Origin of the sequence: Acinetobacter sp. RRD8, from assembly GCF_031844225.1 — a bacterium.
Lineage (GTDB): Bacteria > Pseudomonadota > Gammaproteobacteria > Pseudomonadales > Moraxellaceae > Acinetobacter.
The window spans coordinates 15,563-40,805 of the sequence record NZ_JAUZUU010000012.1 but is presented as its reverse complement, the minus strand read 5'-3'; the positions used below and the strand labels follow the sequence as shown (position 1 = coordinate 40,805).

The window sequence follows — 25,243 nt, the reverse complement described above, 5'->3', positions numbered from 1 at the left end:
TTGGTTTATTCCTTTCCTAGATTCAGACTGGGTTTATTTGTATTGGCGCGGTACAAACTGAACCTCTGGGTTTTTGTCCTTTTTACGGGCCAATTGACTGTTTTTACCCAGTAATAATTTCAGCTGCCATATTTTTTCCATACGCAAGGATTTATTTGGACGATGCTGCATGGCATCCAGTACAAATTTAGAGGCCATCAGCGCATCTGGAGAACGTTGCAGCATTTCTTCAGCCAAGGCTTGTGCTCTTCCTAGTGGCTGTTCATCGACATGGGTGATCAGACCGATTTCTTTGGCATATTCACCATCAAAAATCCGGGCAGTTAAGGTCAGCTCTTTGGCCAGATCAATACCAATCAGGCCTTTCAGGGAGCGGCTGAGTCCCATGTCTGGCACCAGTCCCCAGCGGGTTTCCATAATCGACATTTTGGTCTCAGGATGGGCAATGCGGATATCTGCGGCTAATGCCAGTTGCATCCCGGCACCAAAACAGAAGCCCTCCATTGCGGCAATCACCGGGACTGGCAATTCCTGCCAGACCAGAAATGCTTTTTGAAATAAGCTTTGACCCGGACGGATCAGTTCCCATGCGGCATAAGCACGATTTTTAGGATTATTTAAATCTGCCAGATCAATACCGGCACTAAAGACCTGGGCTTCTCCCGTTAAAATCACACATCGGATGCTTTTATCTTTTTTGATTTTTTGTGCAGTCGCGACCAGTTCGCGCAGCAGGGCAAAGCTCATGGCATTGCGTTTATCCGGACGATTCAGTGTAACAGTGGCAATGCCGTTATTTTTTTCCAAGCGCACGAGTGACATGGCATTCTTCCTTATTTTCCTGGCTTGAGCATAGCATGCAGCCTTTAGGCTTGCATGACAGCTCAGTCACACTTCTTAAGTCATGGACTGAGCCACTTCAGAGGTTTAATTCAAATGTTGCTTCAAAATTTGCTGGGCAGCCTGTTCAACCTGTTCAACCACGGCTTTGAGTTCATCAAAATATTTCAGCACGTCCTGAACAAAGTTTTCATCGGCCTTACGGCGTTCTTTGCGCAGGGTTGAAACGAACTGTTCAAAGCCACCGGTGACTTTCTGCAAAGTCGGTGCACCGACATAGCGGGTCGCGCCATATAAACGATGCAGCACATGTTCCAGTTGTGGAAAATCTTCCAGTTCAATCAGTTGCTGCATTTCATCGAGTTCATCTGCAAAGCTGTCTACCAGCATGCGTAACAGGTCTACCGCCAGATCTTCTTTATTGGCTGCCAGTTGCAGGCTTTGCTGCCAGTCCAGAATATTTGGATCCAGTGCATCAATCACATTGGCGCGTTCCAGTACCGGAATCCGTTTAAAATGCTCGGTAGTCCAGTGCGTCAAAATTTGGATAATCTGCTCGATCTGGATCGGCTTGGTGACATAATCATCCATGCCGTTTTGCAGCAGTTTATGTTTTTCATCAGAAAGCGCATGTGCCGTCAGTGCAATAATCGGCAGACGGCTATGATTTTCAAAAGTTGATTCCAGCGAGCGAATAGCACGGGTGGTATCGATCCCCGACATGACTGGCATCTGAATGTCCATAAAGACCAGATCAAATGCCGGCTGTTCCTGTTCATAACGGCGCTGAATAATATCGATCGCTTCCTGCCCGCTGAGGGCTTTGGTTGTGGTGACATTGAGTTCGCCCAGTAAGGCTTCCAGAACAATCAGGTTCGGCAAATGATCATCCACGGCCAGAATATGCAGGCCTTGACCATTAAATTCTTCATGCTGTTCCTGATCGAAGACCGGCTGATTGCCGAGTAATTGAATCAGGGCGGTGCGGCTGAGTGGCTGATGCAGGGCACGGGCACGATGGTCGTTGAGCATGCTTGGATCCAGCTGCATCTGATAACCATAGACAGCCAGATGACCCTGATAACGTGAACGGATTTCGCGTAACAAGACCTCACTGTCACCACTATGATCGACGATCAGCCAGGTATTTTCGCTATTCTGTAAATGATTCAGACGGCTAAACAGATCCAGAATTGATGCACATTCAATATGTTTAACCTGATAATTTTCCAGATAATGCCGCAGCACATTCGCAGTTGCCGGATGTGCAAGATAAGACACCACGGTCAATTCGCTAAAATCTGGATGCTCAATCACGGTATCTTCATCGACCAGGAACTGGGCAGTAAACCAGAAAGTAGAGCCTTTTTCGGTTGGAGCACGTTCCTGATTGTCTTCAAAACCAATCTGGCCATGCATCAGGCTGACCAGCTGTTTGGAAATTGCCAGACCAAGACCGGTACCGCCAAACTGACGGGTCACCGAGGTATCACCCTGCGAGAAGGACTCAAACAGCTTTTTACGGTCGGTACCACTCAGGCCAATGCCGCTATCCTGTACACTAAAATGCAGCACACACTGATCCATTCCATCATGTTCCATGCGTGCCCGGACAATGATTTCTCCATCCGGAGTGAATTTGATCGCATTGGAAATCAGGTTGGTCAGAATCTGTTTAAATCGTAGCGCATCACCAATAATGTGTTTTGGCACACCATCTGCATAATAGAAGGCCATATCAATATGTTTTTGTGCTGCCAGAGGTGACAACATGTCCATCACATCAAAAATCGCTTCTTCCAGATCAAAAGGTGCCGTTTCCAGTTCCAGTTTGCCGGCATCAATTTTGGAAAAATCCAGAACATCATTGATCAGTGCCAGCAAATGCGCCGAAGACTTACGAATGGTCTGCAAATACAGGCTCTGCTCGTTGCTGAGATTGCCCTGACGTAACAACAGATGAATAAAACCATCAATACTGTTCAGCGGGGTGCGCAATTCATGGGAAATATTGGCCAGAAACACCGACTTGGCCTGGTTGGCCGAGATCGCCTGGTCGCGTGCCTGACGATAGGTAATATTCTGGACTTCTAAAGTGTCGAGGGTGCGGCGTAAATCGTCTTCGGTCTGTTCGGTATGTTCACGCAGTTCCAGAAAGCTGAAATGCAAACGTTTCACCACATTGGCGATATCACGTTGCAATAAACGCAGCTCGCCGGTGCTGTTAATCACCATATGCTGGCCGAGGGTATCGGCATTCAGGCGTTGCAATTGCATGCGAATCTCATACATTGGGGCGATCCAGCGCCGTGAGTAGAAATTCAAGCAAAGTAATAACAATAATAAGGTCAGTAATCCGGTCGCAATCAGTACGATCAGTACTCGGTAACGGGCAATTACTAGCGGCTGGTTATCCAGTTCGATCGCCAGCCAGCCGGTAGAAAAAGTGTTTTCATTCACTTTAATGGCATAGATATGATTATCTTGATGCAGAATCGGACCAACAAAATTGCCGCTTTTCTCAAATTCTGGCCAAGGCGCCTGTTCCTGAAAACCAATGCCCAAACGGCTCTTGCCATTTTCATCCAGAACTGCTGCCCGAACCAGATGCTTTTCATTCAGCATGTTCTGCATGGAGTTGTGAGCCTGGTCATATTGCCATGGATACAGATTCAAGATATCCAGTGCATATTCTGAGGTGCCTTGAAAACGGGTGAGAATCGCAATGGCCATCTGCTTCTGCTGGGCACGTGCGGCATTCGAGGTCTCAGTCAACACCAGCATGGCACCGACACAGGCCAAAATGGTAATCGGCACAAAAATCAGCGCAATCAGCTGTCCATAGGCATGATTTAAGTGTAGGCGTTTAAACAGCTTTTTGTTGATCGTTGACATGATTTAAGCAGTATTTTCTTTATGCCTGGCATATTAGCATGCTTTAAATCGACAGTTAAAATTTAAGCATAATTTTTATAAAGCTTCGGATTAGCAGTTAAAAATACAAGAGATTTCAGTTAATTTTGCTCAGGTACAGCAAGACTAAGACGCACGAAATTTCAATCTGTAAAAGTGCCAGACTGAAATAGTATTTTCATCTTCATTAGCGAGCTGCTTCACCTGGCTAAATTATCGGGAAATGTAGTTTATGGCTTGATAGTGTGTGAGTTTTAGTGAGTTTTCTGAAAAAGCCTTGCTAAATGGATGCAGGGAAAAGCATTTTTTCATACAATAGCCGCACCTCGATATAGGTGCATACAATGAGTAATACCACCCCCGATTTTCAAGCAGATGAATTTTTGTTAGACCACTATGTCGGCAAAACGCCACTGGTGCGTTTACAGCGTCTGGTAAGTCACACTCAAGCTACAGTACTCGCGAAACTCGAAGGCAATAATCCGGCAGGATCGGTCAAAGACCGTCCGGCCTATAATATGATCATGCAGGCCGAGAAGCGTGGACAGATCAAGCCGGGTGATACCCTGATTGAAGCAACGAGCGGAAATACGGGGATTGCATTGGCGATGGTCGCAGCGATGCGTGGCTATAAAATGAAGCTGATCATGCCGAACAATATGAGTCAGGAACGTAAGGATGCGATGCGTGCTTATGGTGCCGAGCTGATTGAAGTCACCAAAGAACAAGGCATGGAAGGTGCACGTGATCTGGCCGCTCAAATGCAAAATGATGGCGTGGGTCTGGTACTGAACCAGTTTGGTAATCCGGATAATGTCGAAGCACATTATCTGACTACAGGTCCTGAAATCTGGCAGCAAACCGGTGGCAAGATTACCCACTTTGTCAGTTCTATGGGTACAACCGGCACTATTATGGGTGTCTCGAAATATCTGAAGGAAATGAATCCGGAGATTCAGATCGTGGGTTTACAGCCATCTGATGGTTCAAGCATTGCCGGAATCCGTCGCTGGCCGGAAGAATATCTGCCGACTATTTTTGACCGCAGTCGCGTGGATCGTATTATTGATATTCCACAAATTGAAGCTGAAAAAACCATGCGCAAGCTGGCGCAGAAAGAAGGCATCAGTGCTGGTACTTCGTCTGGTGGTGCGGTGTGGGCTTCCATAAAGCTGGCGGAAGAACATCCGGATGCCGTCATTGTGTGTATTATTTGTGACCGTGGTGACCGTTACTTGTCTACAGGGTTATTCTCTGTGCAAGATTCTGAATAATTATTTGAGCACTGTGTTATGCGCCTGCCTGTTTTAACTTTCGATATTGAAACCCAAACCGATCTCAAATCAGGCGCGCATTTATTTGGTCTGGACTTGCCTGAAGCAGATCTGGATCAGGCCCTGACCAAACTGCGCCGTCAGGATTCAGGCTCTGATTTTCAGCGTCCGCCCTTGCATGAAATTGTCTGTATTTCCGGTTTATGGATCGATGAGCAGGGCATGAAGCTGTTTTCTTTTAGCCGGGAACAGCATTCTGAAGCGGAAATTTTAAGAAAATTCTTATCGATTTTTGATAAGCGTCATCCGACGCTGGTCAGCTGGAATGGTTCACAGTTTGATTTACCGGTGATTTTATACCGTGCCATGTATCATGGACTCTCTGCACCGAGTCTATTCGATCAGGGCGAAATTGACACGCAAAAGCGTTATAATAACTACCAGAATCGTTACCATCATCGTCATGTCGACTTAATGGATGTGATGGCCATGTTCCATGCGCGTCATTTCCAGAAGCTGGACGATGTTGCACATTTGCTGGGTTATCCGGGTAAACGCGGTGACGGGGCCTATCGGGTTCCTGAATATGTCCGCAATCAGCAATGGACCGAACTGACCTCTTATTGTGAAGGCGATGTGCTGAATACCTGGCTGGTCTATATCCGCTGGCTGTTGTTAAAAGGACAGCTGTTATTGCCGGATTATCAGCATTTGCTGCACAGTACGATTCAATATTTGCATACCCAACCGCAGCATGCGGACTTTTTATCGGTTTGGCGTGAAACGTCACAAAGAACTGACTTTACCCGTTTTGATTTTCCAACTCCCACATCCTAGGTTTTCATGAAGCATCGAGCACACACACGTCCTACCCAGCAACCCGAGTACATTTTTCAGGTTGAGTCACTTTCGCATGAGGGACGTGGCATCGCTCATTATGGTTCACACCCGGATCATCCACCGCATAAACACGGCAAGAAAGTCTTTATCCGTTATGCCTTGCCCGGTGAAACCGTGCGTGCTCGCATTACCCGTGAAGTTAAAAAACTGGAAGAAGCTGACAGTCTTGAATTACTCAGCGAAGCTTCCGAAATTCGCATCAAGCCGATCTGTGCACATTTTGGGATTTGCGGTGGCTGTAATATGCAGCATATCGCTGCGGATGCGCAGATTGAACTGAAACAGAATGTGCTGAAATCGCATCTTCAGCATTTTGCTGGAATCCAGCCCGATCAATGGCTACCGCCTTTACGTTCACAACGTGAAGATTATCGCCGTAAAGCGCGAATCGGGGTGCGTTATCTGCCTTCCAAGGATCAGCTGGTGGTGGGCTTTCGTGAAAATCAGTCCAACAAACTCACGTCGATTGATCGCTGTATGATCTTGGATCGCGAGTTTGGCTCGGTTACAGGTCTTAAACAATTGCTGCAAGGTCTCAATGGTAAGGCTGACATCGGTCATATAGAATTGGCCATGGGGGATCAGGACATTGCGCTGTTAGTGCGTGAAACTGCAAAATTATCTGCCGATGATGTCAACCAATTGCGCGAATTTACGTTACAGAAAGGCTGGCAACTGTATCTGCAGCCTGCCGGCAAAGAAACGCTCTCGCGGATAGATGATCCAGAAGCATCTGCACGCTTACACTATGGTCTTGATGACTTTGATGTGAAATTCGGCTTTAATCCTCTGGACTTTACTCAGGTAAATTCAAGCATCAATCCGCAAATGGTACGATTGGCATGTGATTTGCTTCAGCTAGAACAGGGTGAACGGGTTCTGGATCTGTTTTGTGGATTAGGAAACTTTTCTTTGCCGCTGGCGCGCTGTGTTGGTGCGTCGGGTCAGGTGATTGCGGTCGAGGGAAGTGATGAAATGGTTCGACGTGGTGCGGAAAATGCCAAAAACAATGGTATTGCACAAATATCGTTCTATTCACAAGATTTAACCAAAGATTTCTCGCACCACACTTGGGCAAATCAAGGTTTTGATGCATTATTAATCGACCCGCCACGTGCCGGGGCAGAAGAAGTGATGCATTATATCCCTCAGTTTGGAGCTAAAAGAATCGTTTATGTGTCATGTAATCCTGCGACACTCGCCAGAGATGCAGGACTCTTGGTACAACAGGGCTATCGTCTCACCCAAGCGGGCGTGATGGATATGTTTACACATACTGGACATGTTGAATCAATCGCATTGTTCGAAAAAGAAAATCAAATAAACGATTAAAGAAATGATGTTTTTAAAAGTAGGAGACGGGTATGGTCACAGTACGTGAGCAACTCCCTGGACGACTCAATGAGTTGTCACAGGAGACGACTGTAGAACATGCCGAACAAGCACACCAGGATCTGACTGAATGGTTGGATCGGGTTCGTGGCATATTAGATGGCGCACCTTTAACGCAGCTCGAAGAAGTCGCCCACTTAACATTAGAAAGAGAGCTGCAAAGTACGGTTCAGCACCGCTCCAATACCTTTTATACTGGTATTGAGATGGCGGATATTCTGGCGCATCTGCATGTCGATGAAGATACTTTGTCCGCAGCCATGCTGTATCGTGCTGTTCGTGAAGGCGTCATGCCACTCAGTGAAGTATTGGAACAGTTCGGCGAACAGGTGCATAGCCTGGTCAAAGGTACGCTTGCCATGGGTAAGCTGTCTGAGCTGATCGAAAAAAATAAACGCCTGGAAGATCATTTCAATAATAACCAGCGTGAACATCTGTCTGGCATTTACAAAATGCTGATCTCGGTCACCGAAGATGTACGGGTTGTTCTGGTCAAGCTGGCCGAACGTACCTATGCCTTGCGTGAACTGGCCAATTCCTCGCGTGAGCGTCAGGAACGGGTGGCCCGAGAAATTCTGACCATTTACTCGCCACTGGCACACCGCTTGGGCATTGCCCAGCTGAAATGGGAGCTGGAAGATCTGGCGTTCCGTTATCTTGCGCCGGAACGTTATAAAGAAATTGCTTCCTTACTGAATGAAAAGCGTCTGGAGCGTGAACAGTATATTCAGTTTGTGATTGATAAATTACGCAATGAATTGGCCGAACATGGTATCGAAGCTGAAATTAATGGCCGGGTGAAACACATTTATTCGATTTATCGAAAAATGAAAAGCAAGAACCTGAGCTTTGACCAGCTCTATGATATTCGTGCTTTACGGGTACTGGTGAAAAGCGTACCGGAGTGTTATCACACTTTAGGTATTGTGCATCAGATCTGGCGCCATATTCCGCATCAGTTTGATGATTATATTACCAACCCGAAAGCCAATGGCTATCGTTCTTTACATACAGCAGTAATTGCCGAGAACAAGTCACTTGAAGTGCAAATTCGTACCCATGCAATGCATGACGAAGCTGAACTTGGGGTGTGTTCACACTTTAATTATAAAGAAGGTGCAAAAACGACAGATCGCTCCTTTAACCATCGTCTACATTCCTTACGTGCGGTACTTGAGCATTATCAGGAGCGTAATGAAAGCAGTGCACATAAAGAATCTGAAGATGAAATAGAGAATTTTGAGCATATTCAAGATTTTGAAGGCTTCGAAAAGATCTATGTGTTTAGCCGTGATGGCGATATCAAAGAGCTACCACGTGATTCGACCGTACTCGACTTTGCGTATCATGTGCATACCGAAGTCGGGAACAAGTGCTATGCTGCACGGGTGAATCAGCGCTATGTGCCGCTGACCTATACCCTGAAAACCGGTGAACAGGTCGAGATTCTGACCAAAAAAGACCGGGAACCGAACAGGGACTGGCTGGTTAATTCGCTGGGTTATATCAAGACAGCCCGGGCACGAGACAAGTTGCGTCACTGGTTCCGTCAGCAGGATCGTAGCAAGAACTTGGAAGTCGGCCGTGAAGTACTGAACAAAGAATTGTCACGTCTGGCAATTCACCCGAAATCGATTGATCTGAGTGATTATTGCAACCACTTCAATGTCAAAACCGGTGATGATATTCTGGTCAATCTGGTCAATGGTGATATCAGCCTGCATGCCCTGATTAATCAGGTGAATCGTCACATGCATCTGGATCAGGACGAACCTGAACTGGTGCTAAAACCTGCCCTGAACCCGCGTGCCAGTCATACGCTGTCAGCGCACGGGATTCTGATCGACGGTCTGGATAACGTGGAATTGCATGTCGCGCAATGTTGCCAACCGGTGCATGGTGAATCGATTGCTGGCTATATCACTCTGAATCGTGGTGTGAGCATTCATAAAGTCGCTTGTCCGGACTATGTCCGCATGATCACCCAAGAGCCTGAGCGTGCGGTAGAAGCCGATTGGGAAATGCAGCCGACTCGTGGTCAGAGCGTACAGATTGTAGTGGAAGCTTATGATCGACGCGGTTTGCTCAAAGATCTGACGCAAGTGATTTTCTCGGATCAGATCAATATCCGTCAGGTGAATACCATTTCGGAAGCGGACGGTATTGCTAATATGAAGCTGCTGATTGAAGTCAAAGGTCTGGCACAACTTTCCAAGCTATTGGCCCGTCTTGAGCAGCAGCCAGGAATTATCAGCGCACGCCGTCTGGTACAGGGTACTTAATTCCCGTTATGTAAGTTTAAAAAGCCTGCAATTCAATTGTGGGCTTTTTTATTGTAAGGTATTTGAATCACATGGATAAAAAACAGACCAGCAAACCAAAATGAGCGCGACCGAAATATTTGAACGTAGACGAAATAATCTGGCCAAGGTGATTGATCTGCTGATCGAGACGCAGCAATTTAAAACCGGCAAAGAGATCTGTGAACATTTTGGCTTGTCTGCTTCATATATTGCGCAATTGCTGAATAGCAAACGTCAGATCGGGGAGAAGGCTGCAAGGGAACTGGAGCAACAACTGGGTCTAGATGTGTTCATTCTAGATCAGTCGGTTGAACCAAAAGTTGAATTAGTTTCAATACCAGAGCAAGGCAGACTATTTCAAATGCAGGTAATAGAACAGCAGGCATTTGCACTTATCTCCCTGGATTCACCGCTCTCATTCAATCAGGATATTTTTCATCTGCAATCACAGCATTATGCGATTCAGGTAGCAGGGTCGTATTATTTTCCCAGCTTAAAACCGGGCTGGTGGCTGATTTGTGACAAACAGGCCGAGTTATCCACTGCAGGCATACTCTGTGTGTATCTGGTCAATGGCCTGCAGCTCATTTTGCAGTTGGTGAGCGAAGCTCGGGATCATTATGAATTCCAAAGTCTGGATGAAAGCAGAAAGGTGATTTTTCAAAAAACCGATATTGAGAAAACCCATTCAGTCATTGCGATTCTTCCCACTGCCACATATTCAAACGGCAGAAATAATTCAGCCCATCATAAGACGGGCTGAACGATGAACATGAAACAGAACAGATTATGGAATCTGGTTCTCGTCTTCAAATTCTGGCTTCACCTGAACAATAAAGTCCTGACGGTTCAGACCACGCCACAAGGCAAAGGCCGTACCGATATAGATCGACGAATAGGTCCCGACAAAGACACCGACAAACATCGCGATCGAGAACCATTTCAGACCATCACCACCCATCAGCATCATGGCAAGCACCACCAGCAATAAGGTCATAGAGGTATGAATGGTACGACGCAGGGTTTCAGTCAGGGCAATGTTGATAATCTCGACCGGTTCTGCACCACGAATCTTACGGAAGTTCTCACGGATACGGTCAGAGACCACGATATTATCGTTCAGTGAGAAACCGATGATTGCAAGGAGTGCTGCAAGTACAGTCAGGTCAAATGGCCACTGCATCATCGCAAAAATCCCGAGGGTAACGACGATATCATGGAACAGTGACAATACTGCACCCATAGCCAGCTTGACCTCAAAGCGGATGGTGACATAGACCAGCATCAGCAGGAGCGCAAGTGCCACAGCACCGCCAGAACGGACATAGAGCTCATTACCGACCTGTCCACCGACGACATCAACCTTCGGTACTTCTGCCGCATTATTTGGCAGTTGAACTGCGGCTGTAACAGCTTTGGTCAGGTCTTCAGCTTCGATATCTTCCTGAACCGGCATACGCACCATCAGGTCACGTTCAGAACCTAAAGTCTGAACCACAGCATCATTAAAGCCTGCCTGGTTCAATGCCTTGGAGACATCTTCAGGTTTGACCGGATTGGTATAGTTTAATTCGGCTGCCACACCACCGGTAAAGTCTAAACCGAGGTTCAGGCCTTTGGTGGCAATAAAGAAGATACTTGCAACGGTTAAGAGGATTGAAAACAATGCCGCAGGCATCGCAATCTTCATAAACGGAATAATGCGTTCGTCTTCCGGGCGACCGTACTGTTTTTGATTCAGTTGAGTATTTTCAGTCATCAGTGATCTCCTTAAATGCTCAACTTTTTCAAGTTACGTTTTTTGCCATAAATGAGCTGTACCACGGCACGCGTTACTGTAATTGCAGTAAACATCGAGCAGACAATACCAATCATCAGGGTTACGGCAAAGCCTTTGATCGGACCTGTACCAATCGCGAACAGAATGAATGCCACCAGGAATGTGGTTAAGTTCGAGTCGAAAATGGTGTTATAGGCACGATCATAACCAGCAACAATCGCCTGTTTTGGCGAAGCCCCCCATTTCATTTCTTCCCGTATTCGTTCACAGATCAGTACGTTGGCATCGACCGCCATACCAATGGTAATGACGATACCGGCAATACCTGGAAGGGTAAGGGAAGCGCCAATCCAAGACATGACTGTCAGAATCATCGCCAGGTTAAAGACCAGTGCAAAGTTGGCAATCACACCAAACAGACGGAAGAATACCACCATCCAGATTGCGACTAAGAGGAAACCGATCTGAGTTGAAAGTACACCTTTGTCGATGTTTTCTTGACCCAGACTTGGACCAATCACACGTTCTTCTACAAAGTACATTGGCGCAGCCAACGCACCTGCACGCAGCATCAAGGCAAGTTCAGCAGCTTCTTGCGGTGAGTCCAGACCAGTAATACGGAACTGAGAACCCAGTACTGCCTGAATGGTTGCAGCGTTAATCACTACAGATTCAGTATACGGGGTACGAACTTCAGTTTGAGTGCCGGTCGCAGGGTCTTCCACATAATTAATGCGCTGCTTGTTCTCGATGAACAAGACGGCCATACGTTTACCGACCGCATTACGGGTGGCATCCGACATCAGTTTGCCACCTGCGCTGTCCAAGGTAATGTTAACTTCAGCACCGCCTGTGTCCTGGCTAAAGCCACTTGATGCATTCTGAACACGTTCACCGGTTAAGATACGGTTACGGTTCAACAGGAGCTGACGACCACTGTCCAGTGATTCATAAGCAAAGACTTCTGTGCCTGGTGGCAATGCACCTGTAGCCTGACCGGTATATGGATCAATGTATTGATCATTCTGGTCAGACACCAGACGGAACTCGAGGTTCGCGGTACGACCCAAGACACGTTTCGCTTCAGCGGTATCCTGTACACCAGGAAGCTCAACCACAATACGGTTGCTGCCCTGGGTTTGAACCAGTGCTTCTGCGACACCTAACTCGTTAATACGGTTACGTAAAGTGGTCAAGTTCTGGTTGACTGCATAAGATTCAATTTCTTGCTTACGCACATCGGTATAGTTCAAACGTAAAGTCGAACCGGTCTCGGTCGCAACAGCCTGCTGGGTAAACTCATTGCCATTACGGCGCAAGAAGTCCATCGTTGCAGAACGGTCATCATTGTTGGCAAACTGCATCACAATGGTGTTGTTGCTTAAATTCAGGCTATTAAATTTCAGGTTGTTATCACGCAACTGACGACGTAGATCCGTCGCAGAGGTTTCCATACGCTGGGAAATGGCCTTGTCCATATCCACTTCAAGCAAGAAGTGAACACCACCCCGTAAATCCAGGCCGAGCTTCATTGGTTTGGCACCAATTTTTTGCAGCCATTCTGGGGTGGTCGGGGCAAGGTTCAGTGCAACCACGTAATCATCACCTAAACCACGACGTAAAGCCTCTTTGGCTTTAAGTTGCGATTCACTTGAATCTACACGTAATAAGGCTGCATTGTTGCCAAAGCTATTGTCATGAGTGGCAATATTTTCAGTTTTTAAAATTTGCTCTGCTTTTTGTACGATGCTTGCATCAATTTGAGTACCGGCTTTGGCACCCGAAATCTGTACAGCAGGTTCATCTGGATACAAACTTGGCAGGGCATATAAGGTACTGATCACCAGGACAACCAGGATCAGTACATATTTCCATGCTGGGTAACGCATTCGTTTTCTTCTTAAAATGAAAAAGTCGTGCGAGGGCACGACTATTTTTGATTAAAGGTTATTTAAAGTGCCTTCAGGTAGGACTGAGATCACACTTGCACGTTGAACTTTGACTTCTACACCACGGCTCAATTCAACCACTGCGAAGTCACCTTCAATCTTGGTGATTTTGCCCATTAATCCGCCTGCAAATACCACTTCACTGCCAACGCCAAGGCTGTCGACCAAAGCACGGTGTTCTTTGGCACGTTTAGATTGAGGACGCCAGATCAAGAAATAGAAGATTGCAATAAAAACAGCAATCATCAAAAGGTTCGCCATCATGCTTGGTTGTTGTGCAGCTTCACCTGCAGCGTGAGCAGTCGAAATAAAAAGGCTCATTACATTTTCCTAAAATAAAAAACTGGTGATCAACTCGATAATAAATTGACATATTCTTGCAATTTACATTGTCTTTTTCCTCAGCGCAAATGCTGATGGATTAATCTTGCGGACAAGGTGGCACTTCCAGGCCGCGGCGGGCATAAAAGTCATGAACAAATTCGTCAAATGTACCGTTGTCTAATGCATCACGCATCGCTTCAGTCAAACGCAGGTAATAGCGCAGATTATGAATCGTACCGAGCATTGAGCCGAGCATTTCCCCACATTTCTCAAGATGGAATAAATACGCACGGGTGAAATTCTGGCAGGTATAGCAGTCGCAATGCGGATCGAGCGGGCTTTGGTCATGACGGTATTTACTGTTACGGATTCGCACCAAGCCGTCTGTCACAAAATAGTGACCGTTACGTGCATTTCGGGTTGGCATTACGCAGTCAAACATATCGACACCGCGACGCACCGCTTCCACAATATCTTCAGGCTTGCCGACACCCATCAAATAACGCGGTTTGTCTGCAGGCATTTTTTCTGGAAGATAATCCAGGACCTTGATCATTTCTTCTTTTGGTTCGCCCACGGACAGGCCGCCAATCGCATAACCATCAAAGTCGATTTCAAGCAGGCCTTTTAAAGATTCATCACGTAAATCTTCATACATACCGCCTTGAATAATCCCGAACAGCGCATTACGGTTTTTCAGCACCTCATGATGCTGGGTTTTACAGCGTTTGGCCCAGCGTAAAGAAAGTTGCAAAGATTTTCGCGCTTCTTCATGCGTCGCAGGGTACGGGGTACATTCATCAAAAATCATTACAATGTCAGAGTTCAGCGTGTGCTGAATATCCATTGAAATTTCAGGAGATAAAAATACTTTTGAACCATCAATCGGCGAGCGGAAGGTCACACCTTCTTCTTTAATTTTACGCATTGCGCCCAGACTGAAGACCTGAAAGCCGCCTGAATCGGTCAAAATGGGACTATTCCATTTCATAAAGCCGTGCAGGCCGCCATGTTCACGAATTACATCCAGTCCTGGACGTAGATACAAATGGAAGGTATTGCCCAGAATGACTTGAGATTTGATCTCTTTAATGTCACGTGGCAACAGGCCCTTGACCGTACCATAAGTACCCACAGGCATGAACATCGGGGTTTCCACCACACCATGTTCAAGCGTTAAACGACCACGACGGGCACGGCCCGACTGACCTAATTTTTCAAACTTCATAGGAGTTCCACATCAAGGCGAAAAAACAGTTCGCTGATTGTTATAGCTAAAGGGCGCTATTTTCCTTGATTCTTACGCTAAACGCCAGCATTGTAGAGCATTCGCTCTGTAATTTTATTTATCGCTGAAGCTAGGGAACATCCGGGGAAATTGGTGAATGGGTAGAAAACTGCTGCAAGCGCTGCTGGATATCTTCCCGGCTAAGGGCACAGCTGCCATCAGGTTCCGAGGCCATTGCGGCGATATGCTGGATCAGTTTCTGGATATAAATATTGCTATCGACAAAGTAGGATTCCAAGGTCAGCAAATAGGCATCTTGCGCCACTTGCAGATAATCATAAGGTTCCATTACCAGCATCTGCTCCAGATCAATCAGAATATCCTTGTCGTTTTGCGAGAGTTTCAAGCGTTTCTGCATGGCCGGTAAATGAGTAGTTTGTCTGGATGCCAGAAATTTCTGTAAATGAATATGCTCAGGATTCAGGGTCTGCGCAGATTGGCATTCAAATTCGACTTGGGTCGGCAGGCTCATGAAAAACAGGATGCTATCCAGATCCAGACCATAAGCCTCAGAAAGACGATGTTTGGCCTGTTTAAAACTATCCAGCAATAAATCCAGATGCGTCGCGTGCAGCTGTTTTTGCTGTGCCAATACCGGATGGCCAAAGCTGTGTTGAGTTTTAAAATAATCGGCCAGCAAGGTTTTAAAGGGGATGAGTCCTGAGTCGGGCGAAGTGTGGGCCCGATAACGCCATTTCCGGACATTCCAGCGATCCTGTTCCGCCAGATATTGCTGAGGATCTTCCGGATCTTTAAAAATACTGCGTTCAGTCGAGATGGCCAGATCATCCAGCAGTAAAAATTCGTCAAAGACCAGACTACAGGCATAGATTTCATCATCCTAATAATGGTCGTATAACCGATAAAATTCCTCGACCAGCGTCTGTTGCAAGCGCTCTAAATAATCCAGCATAATTTTTATTCTTTATTTTATAAGTTTTAGACAGGTACAGCCGCATCCTTGGCTGTTTTTATAATAAGGTGATGCGCCAAGGATGCAAAATTTTATCAGATCTTGCTGTTCACTCAGTGAAAGTTCGGACGGTAATCAAAATTCTGAGTCACGCTTTGATCACGGAATGGACGTACCACTTTTTTTCTGAGCAACATATTGTTAATGATGTTGTGCGGAAAAATCTGGATCTGGTTGTTAAACAGTTCGACATTGCGATTATAAATGGTAATCGCCGCACCGACATTTTCATTCTGTTCTTCAATTTCAGCCATCATTTTCAGATAGATGTCATTGGCTTTCAGTTCCGGATAATTTTCAATCACCACATTCAGGCTATGCATCAACTGTTTATTCAGGCTTTCAATGCGCTGTAACTGTCCAATATCGGCATCCTTGATATTCAGATTCATGATGTTCTGACGCAGTTCGGTGACTTTTTCTAGCGTACCTTTTTCGAAACTCGAGTATTGCTCGACCAGCGGTTGCAGCCCATCCAGAATTTTCAGTTTTTGCCGTTCATAACTGGCGACATCCGACCAAGCGCGAATCGTGGCGTTATGATGACGGACAATACTGTTGCGGATCATGATAATCGCGACAATCAGTGCCACAATGACCAAACATAAAATCAAAAATCCCATCCGAGATCTCCCCAAGCTATATCTATATTTTAAAAATGATGCGAAAAATTTATTTTAAAAACTGCAGCAGATCATGTTGTAAGTTTTCGAGCTGTTTTAATTTAAACGTTCTCAGATGACCGCGCAATGTGGAAATATCGCTAATATTCTGCTGCTTGCTCGATACCTGAAATAAATCATGTGGCCCCAGATAGCACAGTATTTTATTTTCTGGGTGAAACAGTAAATCTCCCTGACGCTGTTCAAAAAAATCGGCCAGTCGCAGCACAAAACCCGGACTGAGTAATTTGGCAGTTTGCAGCATATCGCTGCCATAAAAGCTTAAGCGCTGATTGGTGCGAATATCGCTGCTGTGCCAGGGATGGCTATAAGGATAATAAAATTTCTTTCTGGAAGTCGTAACGGCCAGTCCCTGAATCTGGATATCAAAAACAAACACGCCCCACAGGTCTTTATGGACCTGCATCAGTTTGACTGGCTGGCCTTCCTTGTTTCGGGCCTGCACTTCATCAATATAGTGGTATTGGAAGAGTAGTACCTGATGTTGCTGGCCGTTTTCGTCTTCCCATACCGTGCTGGCATAACGCTGAATTTCATTACTCAACGAACCTTGGTTGAATACTGGAAATAATTGTTTTAAATGCCGGATAAAGTGTAGGGGATTAAGTGGCATAGAAATATGCTGTGGCTGTTTTTGAAAGGCAAGCTGATATTTCTTGGCCAGTGCTTGTTCTTCCAGAAAAGCAATGACTTCCTCTAAGGGCTGCTGCTGTTCGTAGCAAATATAAGCCCAGAAAATGCAGAGACAGCCGAGAAAAACACTGCTCTGAATCCAGATATTTCCCGGCGCAATAAAAATGCTGCCAATCAGAAAAAGCCCAATTCCGGCAAGCGCAAGCGGCAGGTTATTTTCAAACTTGAGCGTAATCGGGCCATTCCAGGGATGCAGCCCGTTCAGCAGTTGCTGATGTGTTTTTGCCTGTTGACCCAGATCCCAAAGCCGAGCGATATTCTGAAACACCACTGCATTCTTCTTGCGGCGAATATGAATGGACTGTTGTACAGACTCGATCGGCATGGGCAATGGTTCTCGCTTATTTCGCCTGATCAACCAGCATGGCATCGCCATAACTGAAGAAGCGATATTTGCTGTCTACTGCATGCTTATAAGCATTGAGAATATTGTCACGGTTGGACAAGGCAGACACCAGCATTAACAGGGTTGATTCTGGTAAATGGAAGTTGGTGATCAAACGATCGACTACTTTGAACTGATAACCTGGATAAATGAAAATCTGGGTATCACCTGTCCAGACTGCCAGTTCACCGTTATGTGCTTGCGCTGCACTTTCGACTGCACGGGTGGCAGTTGTGCCTACGGAAATAACTTTATTGCCACGCGCTTTGGTCTGGCGAATCATCTCGACCGCAGTTTCAGGGACATCGCACCATTCGCTGTGCATGATGTGATTTTGAATATCATCGGTACGCACTGGCAGGAAAGTACCTGCGCCAACATGCAGGGTTACGAAAGTTTTTTGAATGCCTTTGGCTTCCAATTTTGCCAGCAGATCGGCATCAAAATGCAGGCTGGCAGTAGGTGCTGCAACGCTGGCCAGTTTGGTCGGGTCATTAAATACAGTTTGATAACGTTCAGTATCAATCTCTTCCGCTTCACGGTTGAAATAAGGCGGAATTGGCAAGGCGCCGTATTGATCCAGCACATCTAGAATTGGTTGTGAAAATTCTACTATAAACAAGTTTTCATGACGGCCTTGTACCGTGACTTTAACAGCATCTGGGCCAATAAAAAGTTCTGCACCGGCTTTCGGAGTGTTACTGGCCTTGATATGGCAGTAGGCAATAAAGCGATCTTGCATACGTTCAACCAGCACTTCTACTGCACCGCCTGAAGCACGTTTACCTTTTAAACGGGCCTTCATGACTTTGGTGTCGTTTAATACCAATAAGTCGCCGTCTTCAAGTAAATCCAAAATGTCGGTAAATTGATGGTCATGATATTGACCTTGAGCATCGAGGTGCAGCAGGCGAGAGGCACTGCGTGTTTCCAGTGGATAGCGAGCAATCAGCTCATCAGGGAGATCAAAATTAAAATCAGAAAGTTGCATGATGATTTACGCTAAAAAAACTGCGGCTAGTATAAACTTTTTTCTTTTTTATGGCGGGAATTGCTCGATTTTAAAACGAAAAAATGCGATTTGTTTTAAAAATAAACAAATGTAAATATTCTGCGTTGACAGTGCTGAGAAATCGCGTATTATACCTTTCATCCACTCCCGAGGTGGTGAAATTGGTAGACGCGGCGGACTCAAAATCCGCTGTCAGAGATGACGTGTCGGTTCGAGTCCGACCCTCGGGACCAAAATTCTAGAAAACCCCAAGCATATTCAGTCTTGGGGTTTTTTATTGCCTGAAATAAATTATTTGAATAATAAGTACTTCACATTATTAAAATCTAATGATAAATCATAGTTCTAGCTTAATTGATTGCGTAGTGGTTAATAGATGGAAATGGATTGGAAGCTTGTTGCACCGATGGCAGGGGTGATGATAACTATTATTACATTGTTTTTGAAAAGACATGAAATAACAAACCTAAAGCATAAAAAGATTTCAGATAGGCTTGTATCAAGTATTCAATATTTTGAGAAATATTATGACAGTGGAAATGTTAATCAGTTAGTACTAGATAGAGCAGCGCAGGATCTTGCAAAGAGTCCGAATGTTGATCATAACTTGGTAAATAAATTAATTGAGTTTCATCAGAACTATTTGGTTAGTTTTGATCATATGATTTTTTTGTTTGATCAAGGGATTAATTATATTTCTTATACCAAAGGGCAAACATTAAATATCTCTAAAGATTTATCTGTTAAGCCATTTTTGTCTTTGAACGCCACCTTTCGGCGTTATGTATTAATAGGAGGTTATTTTGTTTTTGCTTCATTAGGTATGGTGCTTTTATTGGTACTTGGTTATTCTAGCAGCATTCAAGTTTTTGTTAGTATTGGATTTATTTTTATTTCAGTGGTGTTTATTGCACTAGCATTACTATGCTTAGTACTTGAAGATCAACTTAAAGATGCAGTTGATTTCATAAAAAAAATTAATGAAGCTAACGTAAAATATAAAAATATTAAAAAACCTAAAACTATTATATTGCTAGAAAGAAATAGCAAGTCTACCTAATAAGCTTTTTAAGATTTTTTATTTGATATGAAATGGCAATAAATAAAAAACCGGCGCCTAAACGCCGGTTTTTTCTACATCACTGACACCGTCAGTTTTGTATCAACTTAGATTGAAGCAAGAGCAGCATTCAACGTTGCACTTGGACGCATCACTGCATTTACTTTTTCTTGATCAACTGCGTAGTAACCGCCGATGTCTACTGATTTGCCTTGAACTGCTGCAAGCTCAGCAACGATTTTCTCTTCATTTTCAGCTAAAGTTTTTGCAAGTGGTGCAAATTTCGCTTTCAATTCAGCATTTTCGTCTTGAGCAGCAAGTTCTTCAGCCCAGAATTTCGCCAGGTAGAAATGGCTACCACGGTTGTCCAATTCGCCAGTACGACGAGAAGGAGACTTATCGTTATCTAGCAATTTGCCAGTCGCTTGATCTAAAGTTTTAGCAAGTAACTTGATGTCGTCATTGCCTTCTTTAATACCCATTTCTTCTAAAGATACCGCCAACGCCATGAATTCACCGAGTGAATCCCAACGTAAGTGGTTTTCTTCAACTAACTGCTGTACGTGTTTAGGAGCAGAACCGCCTGCACCTGTTTCGTACATGCCGCCACCTGCCATTAATGGCACGATTGACAACATTTTCGCAGATGTACCCAATTCCATGATCGGGAACAAGTCAGTCAGGTAGTCACGCAGGATGTTACCTGTTACAGAAATGGTATCTAGACCGCGAGCAACACGTTCAAGCGTATAACGCATTGCACGTACTTGTGACATGATCTGGATATCAAGACCAGTGGTGTCATGATCTTTCAGGTATTTTTCAACTTTCTTGATCAGTTCATTTTCGTGTGGACGGTACGGGTCAAGCCAGAAGATTGCCGGCATGCCAGAGTTACGTGCACGAGTAACTGCAAGTTTCACCCAGTCGCGGATTGGTGCGTCTTTCACCTGACACATACGCCAGATATCGCCTTCTTCCACGTTTTGTGACATCAACACTTCGCCAGTTTCAAGATCAACAATGTTTGCAACACCGGCTTCAGAGATCTCGAAGGTCTTGTCGTGTGAGCCGTATTCTTCAGCTTTTTGCGCCATCAAACCAACGTTCGGTACAGTACCCATGGTTTTTGGATCGAAATTGCCATTCCACTTACAGAAATTGATCATTTCCTGATAAATACGCGCGAATGTAGATTCAGGCATAACTGCTTTACAGTCGTAAGGTTTGCCGTCAGCGCCCCACATTTTACCGCCACCACGGATCATTGCAGGCATAGAAGCATCTACAATGACGTCGTTAGGAGAGTGGAAGTTAGTGATGCCTTTTGCAGAATCAACCATCGCCAATGCTGGACGGTGTTCTTGACAAGCGTGCAGGTCACGGATGATTTCTTCACGTTGAGAAGTTGGAAGTGTCTCGATCTTCTCGTAAAGGCCTGCCATACCGTTATTGACATTAATGCCAAGCTCATCAAAAAGCTTGCCATGTTTTTCGAATGCTTCTTTGTAGTAGATTCTTACACAGTGACCAAATACGATTGGGTGAGATACCTTCATCATGGTTGCTTTAACGTGTAAAGAGAACAGGATGCCCGCTTCACGACAGTCTTCAAGTTCTTTCTCGTAGAAGTCGCAAAGTGCTTTCTTGCTCATGAACATTGAGTCGATGATTTCGCCGTCTTGAAGCGCAACTTTTGGCTTAAGAACAATGGTTTCACCAGACTTGGTGATCAATTCCATTTTCACATCACGGGCGCGGTCTAAAGTCATTGACTTTTCGCCGTGGTAGAAGTCACCTTCGTCCATGTGTGAAACGTGAGTTTGAGACCACTGTTTCCACTCGCTCATAGAATGAGGGTGTTTTTTCACGTAGTTTTTAACGGCAGCAGGTGCACGACGATCGGAATTACCTTCACGTAGAACAGGGTTTACTGCTGAACCAAGACATTTGCTATAACGTGCCTTGATTGCTTTTTCTTCTTCAGTGGTCGGGTTTTCAGGATAGTCAGGGATTGCATAGCCTTTAGACTGAAGTTCCTTGATACACGCTGTTAGCTGGCCAACAGAAGCACTGATATTTGGGAGTTTGATAATGTTCGTGTCTGGATCTTGTGTAAGACGACCTAGCTCAGCTAGAGTGTCAGGCACCTTTTGCTCTTCGCTTAGGTAATCTGTAAATTCGGAGAGCACGCGCACAGCTACAGAGATGTCACTTTTGACGATCTCAACGCCAGCTGGCTTAGTAAAGGTCTCAATGATCGGCAGCAGAGAATAAGTCGCCAGTAATGGCGCCTCGTCGGTCAGTGTGTAAATGATAGTTGACTTTCCACCAGCCATATATAGCCCCTTGCGTTGGATTGAGTTTCTGAGGACCGAACTTTTGGCCCAGCCTCTTTGAACCGATTTGCTTAAATAAAAACATTGAGAGTATCGTCTTTCAGCGCATTTCAGTCAACGAAATATGCCTTTAGATTGAAATTTGGGTGAAAATTTGTACAGATTTGTGCGGTTTAGCCGTGTTTGTATTTTGTACAAAAAAATAATCCTCTATCGCTGTAAATCCTGATGAAAATGATCGGAAATGTTCTGCTAGCCAATTGTATTCACTGAAAATGGTTTTTTGATCCTGACACAGGTTTAAACTGATCCTCGATATGGATATCGATACCAACTGACTGGATGCTGTTTTGCGCAAATTCAGTCAGGCTGATGATGCAAATTTGTCCTTGGCAGAGGGCTACATCATCATGGAATAGCTTTGCGCTATACTGGCAAGCATCAATGAAATGATCTTAAAGATTGACGCTAACAAGGAAATGTAATGCCCAGCCTGTTTATTGTGATGCTCGGTGGTCGTCATGCCCGTGCCAATACAGAAGTTCATGATGTGGTTTTGGCAGTGGGAGAGAGTCTGGAAGATACCTATCCGCAATTGAAAAATGCCTGGTTTGCGGAACAGAAAGGCTTGCATATTGATGCCTGGGCGCAAATCAACGGGCTAGAGTTTGAAGGCAGGTCCTATGCGCTGCAATTTACTGATGCACAGCCACAGCAATCCGATGAAAAACTTTGGCTGATTAATCTGGGTGGTTATGATCCACGTGAGTTTGGCGAGTTGCATCGTTATGTGTTGGTGGTTGCGCAGAATGCTATGGTCGCTAAACAGCGCGGTAAAGCTTACTTCGCCCGGCACTGGCAAAAACAGCATACCGACCGCGTGTTGGATGTAGATGACTGTATTGCCATCGATCAGGTTTATGGCCGTTACGTCCAACTGTTAGAAGGTAGTTTCAGTGGCAATCGCTGGGAAAATACCTATCTCACGATTTAAAGTAGTTTGCGATTGAATTAAACTTGTGGCTGGCTTAATGATTCGATAAGCGGTTTAAAAAATCTCTTTATCAAAATTTAATAATTGGCATAATACTGCCAAGGAAAAACAGTTTTGACTGAGATGGAATGTCTTAAATGGATTTAATTCAGGCAAATGGACAACCGCGTTATGGACGTTTCAAGGAGCTTCCAAAAAGTATTGACTATCAGGCATATCAATACAAGAATCCTTATGGTCATGTGCTGTCAGGCTGGCGTAAGCATCTAAAATATAAAAAATTCAAATTCTGTAGTATTCAGCACGAGCATTATACGATTGGACTGGCGATTGCTGATATTGCATGGGCAGGGCATGGTTTTGTCTATGTCTATAACCATATGAGCAATGAAGTGCTGGAATGGAATGCAATTAATTTCCTATCCCGTAACACTGTGCTGGATGAACAGCCACTGTTTAATCATAGTTATTTCCACAAATCACCTTTTCAGATCGATATCCAGCATGCCAACGGCGTGCGTTATATCAACGTCAGCAAATATGGCGAGATTAAACTTAGTGCCCGGATTTTCTGTGCAGGTACCGATCCACTGAGTATGTGCAGTCCAACTGGCATCAACGGCTGGACCTATACCCAGAAACTGACCACTTTGGGCTGTGAAGGCTTTTTCATTAACAAGCAGGGGCAAACCATCCAGTTTAATGAACGCAGCTTTGCCTCATTAGATGATACGTGTGGCTTTTTACGCCCGGAAACCGCCTGGTTCTGGCTGTCCTGTAATTTCTGGGATGTGAACCAGAACCGGATTGGGATTAATCTGGCCTCAGGTGTAAATGAAAGCTTTGGCAATGAAAACTGTCTGTGGATCAATGGAAAGATTTATCCATTGGCCGATGTACTGTTCCAGCAGGAATCGGAAAATAAATGGACGATTCAATCACTGGATGAAAAACTGAATCTGATGGTGAGTACAGGCTGGCGCCGTTATGAAAATCTGAATCTGCGTCTGGTCGGTAGTCAGTTTAGTCAGTGGCAGGCCAAGATTTCCGGAACGATCCATCAGGATGATCAGGAAATTATTTTACTGAATGAATATGCCTTGCTTGAACAGCATTATGCCAAGTGGTAAATCATCTTGGGTCATTTAAAAACCTTCAATTTTGAAGGCTTTTTTGATTTGAGCTTAATCTTTGGCGGCCTGCCAGAAGGCTTCACCTGCCTGAATTGGATCATTGGTTTCGGCTAAGGTTTTTACCCAGACATCATATTGCGCAATCACAGGATGCTGACTAGGATGGAAGTCTTTTTTAAACCAGTCCCGATATTGTGGGCCCATGCGGGTCAAAGTGCCGTTGCGGCCAAACAACCAGGGCAGTCCTTTCAGGTTCATTTGCAAACGCTCTAAGACACTGAAGCCATCATGTTTCAGCATGACATTGGCGCGATAGGCGGTATAACTAAACATCAAAAATGTCGTACTGAGCAGGGTCATTTTGCGCATCCATTCAGGTGTTTTCGCGACATCTTTCATCACGTCAAAAGCCACATCACGATGTTCCATTTCTTCAATTGCATGCCAGGCAAACATGGCACGTACATAAGGATGCCCGTCTTTTAAGGTGGATTTCTGACCGTAAAAAGTTTCAGCCATCAGCGCGGTCAAGTGTTCTGCCGCTGCCGTAGTTGCAATATTGAACTGTGCTGAACGATGTTTGAGGTCATAGGCGAACATATTATTTAAACGTTCGATAAAATCATCGACGGGCATGCCTTGTTCACGCATCAGCTGGTTCATCTTTTCATGGGCAATGCCGTGCTGTGCTTCCTGACGAATAAAATCTGCCACACGTTGTTGCAGTTCCAGGTCTGTGATCTGATCGCGGAACAGGCGCACACTTTGAATAAAATAACGCTCGCCATCTGGAAAGGTCAGGCTCAAGGCATCGAACATGCGGGTCAGAAAGGGATCGCCGCCAAACCAGTAGCGCGGAATTTCATCCAGTTTAAAATCAAGCTGGGTCCGGACCACGGGCTTTATTGAAGATTTTAATACTGCATTCACCTTAGAAGTTCTTTTTTGTGACGATGCTGACAGTATGTCGGGGAATACCGTAATTGTTTTGACAGTGCTTGCCAATTT

19 protein-coding genes, 1 tRNA gene and 1 pseudogene are annotated in these 25,243 nt (G+C 45.1%); 9 read left to right on the top strand and 12 right to left on the bottom strand.

The genetic code is table 11. The features are described from left to right. Positions 1-33: 33 nt before the first annotated feature. Together Q9R24_RS11265 and Q9R24_RS11260 are read right to left on the bottom strand one after the other, a co-directional pair. The gene (locus Q9R24_RS11265) at positions 34-822 is read right to left on the bottom strand and encodes a crotonase/enoyl-CoA hydratase family protein (RefSeq protein ID WP_004733731.1); all 789 of its coding nucleotides are present in this window, start codon (positions 820-822) and stop codon (positions 34-36) included. A 105-nt stretch (positions 823-927) separates the two neighbouring features. Beyond that, the gene (locus Q9R24_RS11260) at positions 928-3,735 is read right to left on the bottom strand and encodes an ATP-binding protein (RefSeq protein WP_311204531.1); all 2,808 of its coding nucleotides are present in this window, start codon (positions 3,733-3,735) and stop codon (positions 928-930) included. Between the two features lie 362 nt (positions 3,736-4,097). Between Q9R24_RS11260 and cysM the strand changes: the two genes are divergently transcribed. The 5 genes from cysM (at position 4,098) to Q9R24_RS11235 (ending at position 10,385) form a co-directional block, all read left to right on the top strand. After that, positions 4,098-5,027 carry a cysteine synthase CysM gene (gene cysM / locus Q9R24_RS11255; RefSeq protein ID WP_005098086.1) on the top strand — a complete coding sequence of 310 codons (930 nt, stop codon included), beginning with the start codon at positions 4,098-4,100 and terminating at the stop codon, positions 5,025-5,027. Positions 5,028-5,045: 18 nt separating this feature from the next. Next, positions 5,046-5,864 carry a 3'-5' exonuclease gene (locus Q9R24_RS11250; protein WP_005098085.1) on the top strand — a complete coding sequence of 273 codons (819 nt, stop codon included), beginning with the start codon at positions 5,046-5,048 and terminating at the stop codon, positions 5,862-5,864. A gap of 6 nt (positions 5,865-5,870) precedes the next feature. Next, a complete protein-coding gene (gene rlmD, locus Q9R24_RS11245) occupies positions 5,871-7,259 on the top strand; it encodes a 23S rRNA (uracil(1939)-C(5))-methyltransferase RlmD (protein ID WP_311204530.1) in 1,389 nt (462 codons plus the stop codon). Positions 7,260-7,291: 32 nt separating this feature from the next. Continuing rightward, the gene (locus Q9R24_RS11240) at positions 7,292-9,601 is read left to right on the top strand and encodes a bifunctional (p)ppGpp synthetase/guanosine-3',5'-bis(diphosphate) 3'-pyrophosphohydrolase (RefSeq protein ID WP_044110572.1); all 2,310 of its coding nucleotides are present in this window, start codon (positions 7,292-7,294) and stop codon (positions 9,599-9,601) included. 100 nt (positions 9,602-9,701) lie between these two features. Next, on the top strand, positions 9,702-10,385 hold the full coding sequence (locus Q9R24_RS11235) for a hypothetical protein (RefSeq protein WP_195725604.1): 684 nt from the start codon (positions 9,702-9,704) through the stop codon (positions 10,383-10,385). 24 nt (positions 10,386-10,409) lie between these two features. On the opposite strand, the gene secF is transcribed toward Q9R24_RS11235, so the two are convergent. The 8 genes and pseudogenes from secF to queA form a co-directional block, all read right to left on the bottom strand. Beyond that, positions 10,410-11,384, bottom strand: coding sequence for a protein translocase subunit SecF (gene secF / locus Q9R24_RS11230; protein WP_171066787.1), 975 nt, complete (start codon positions 11,382-11,384; stop codon positions 10,410-10,412). Positions 11,385-11,392: 8 nt separating this feature from the next. Further along, positions 11,393-13,291, bottom strand: coding sequence for a protein translocase subunit SecD (secD, locus tag Q9R24_RS11225; protein ID WP_311204529.1), 1,899 nt, complete (start codon positions 13,289-13,291; stop codon positions 11,393-11,395). Between the two features lie 51 nt (positions 13,292-13,342). Next, positions 13,343-13,672, bottom strand: coding sequence for a preprotein translocase subunit YajC (yajC, locus tag Q9R24_RS11220; protein WP_004645158.1), 330 nt, complete (start codon positions 13,670-13,672; stop codon positions 13,343-13,345). A gap of 100 nt (positions 13,673-13,772) precedes the next feature. Then, positions 13,773-14,903: a tRNA guanosine(34) transglycosylase Tgt gene (gene tgt, locus Q9R24_RS11215; RefSeq protein WP_311204528.1), complete on the bottom strand. Its 1,131-nt coding sequence runs from the start codon at positions 14,901-14,903 to the stop codon at positions 13,773-13,775. A 130-nt stretch (positions 14,904-15,033) separates the two neighbouring features. Continuing rightward, positions 15,034-15,876, bottom strand: a pseudogene (locus Q9R24_RS11210) (DUF4303 domain-containing protein). Positions 15,877-15,989: 113 nt separating this feature from the next. Next, positions 15,990-16,559 (bottom strand): LemA family protein, encoded by a 570-nt coding sequence (locus tag Q9R24_RS11205; RefSeq protein WP_071851643.1) that lies wholly within the window; start codon positions 16,557-16,559, stop codon positions 15,990-15,992. A 49-nt stretch (positions 16,560-16,608) separates the two neighbouring features. Further along, on the bottom strand, positions 16,609-17,637 hold the full coding sequence (locus Q9R24_RS11200; RefSeq protein WP_311204527.1) for a hypothetical protein: 1,029 nt from the start codon (positions 17,635-17,637) through the stop codon (positions 16,609-16,611). Positions 17,638-17,653: 16 nt separating this feature from the next. Beyond that, on the bottom strand, positions 17,654-18,688 hold the full coding sequence (gene queA, locus Q9R24_RS11195) for a tRNA preQ1(34) S-adenosylmethionine ribosyltransferase-isomerase QueA (protein WP_153566544.1): 1,035 nt from the start codon (positions 18,686-18,688) through the stop codon (positions 17,654-17,656). 167 nt (positions 18,689-18,855) lie between these two features. Here queA and Q9R24_RS11190 point away from each other — a divergent pair. Further along, positions 18,856-18,942, top strand: a tRNA-Leu gene (locus Q9R24_RS11190). 143 nt (positions 18,943-19,085) lie between these two features. Continuing rightward, a complete protein-coding gene (locus Q9R24_RS11185) occupies positions 19,086-19,769 on the top strand; it encodes a hypothetical protein (protein WP_311204526.1) in 684 nt (227 codons plus the stop codon). A gap of 107 nt (positions 19,770-19,876) precedes the next feature. On the opposite strand, the gene Q9R24_RS11180 is transcribed toward Q9R24_RS11185, so the two are convergent. After that, positions 19,877-22,108, bottom strand: a complete 2,232-nt coding sequence (locus tag Q9R24_RS11180; RefSeq protein ID WP_311204525.1) for an NADP-dependent isocitrate dehydrogenase — start codon at positions 22,106-22,108, stop codon at positions 19,877-19,879. Positions 22,109-22,592: 484 nt separating this feature from the next. Here Q9R24_RS11180 and Q9R24_RS11175 point away from each other — a divergent pair, with 484 nt between their 5' ends. Together Q9R24_RS11175 and Q9R24_RS11170 are read left to right on the top strand one after the other, a co-directional pair. Beyond that, entirely contained in the window at positions 22,593-23,102 is a 510-nt protein-coding gene (locus tag Q9R24_RS11175) for a DUF1543 domain-containing protein (RefSeq protein WP_311204524.1), read from the top strand. Positions 23,103-23,239: 137 nt separating this feature from the next. Further along, positions 23,240-24,232, top strand: a complete 993-nt coding sequence (locus Q9R24_RS11170; protein WP_311204523.1) for a DUF2804 domain-containing protein — start codon at positions 23,240-23,242, stop codon at positions 24,230-24,232. A 54-nt stretch (positions 24,233-24,286) separates the two neighbouring features. Here Q9R24_RS11170 and Q9R24_RS11165 read toward each other — a convergent pair whose 3' ends face one another. After that, a complete protein-coding gene (locus tag Q9R24_RS11165; protein WP_311204522.1) occupies positions 24,287-25,165 on the bottom strand; it encodes a metal-dependent hydrolase in 879 nt (292 codons plus the stop codon). Positions 25,166-25,243: the final 78 nt, after the last annotated feature.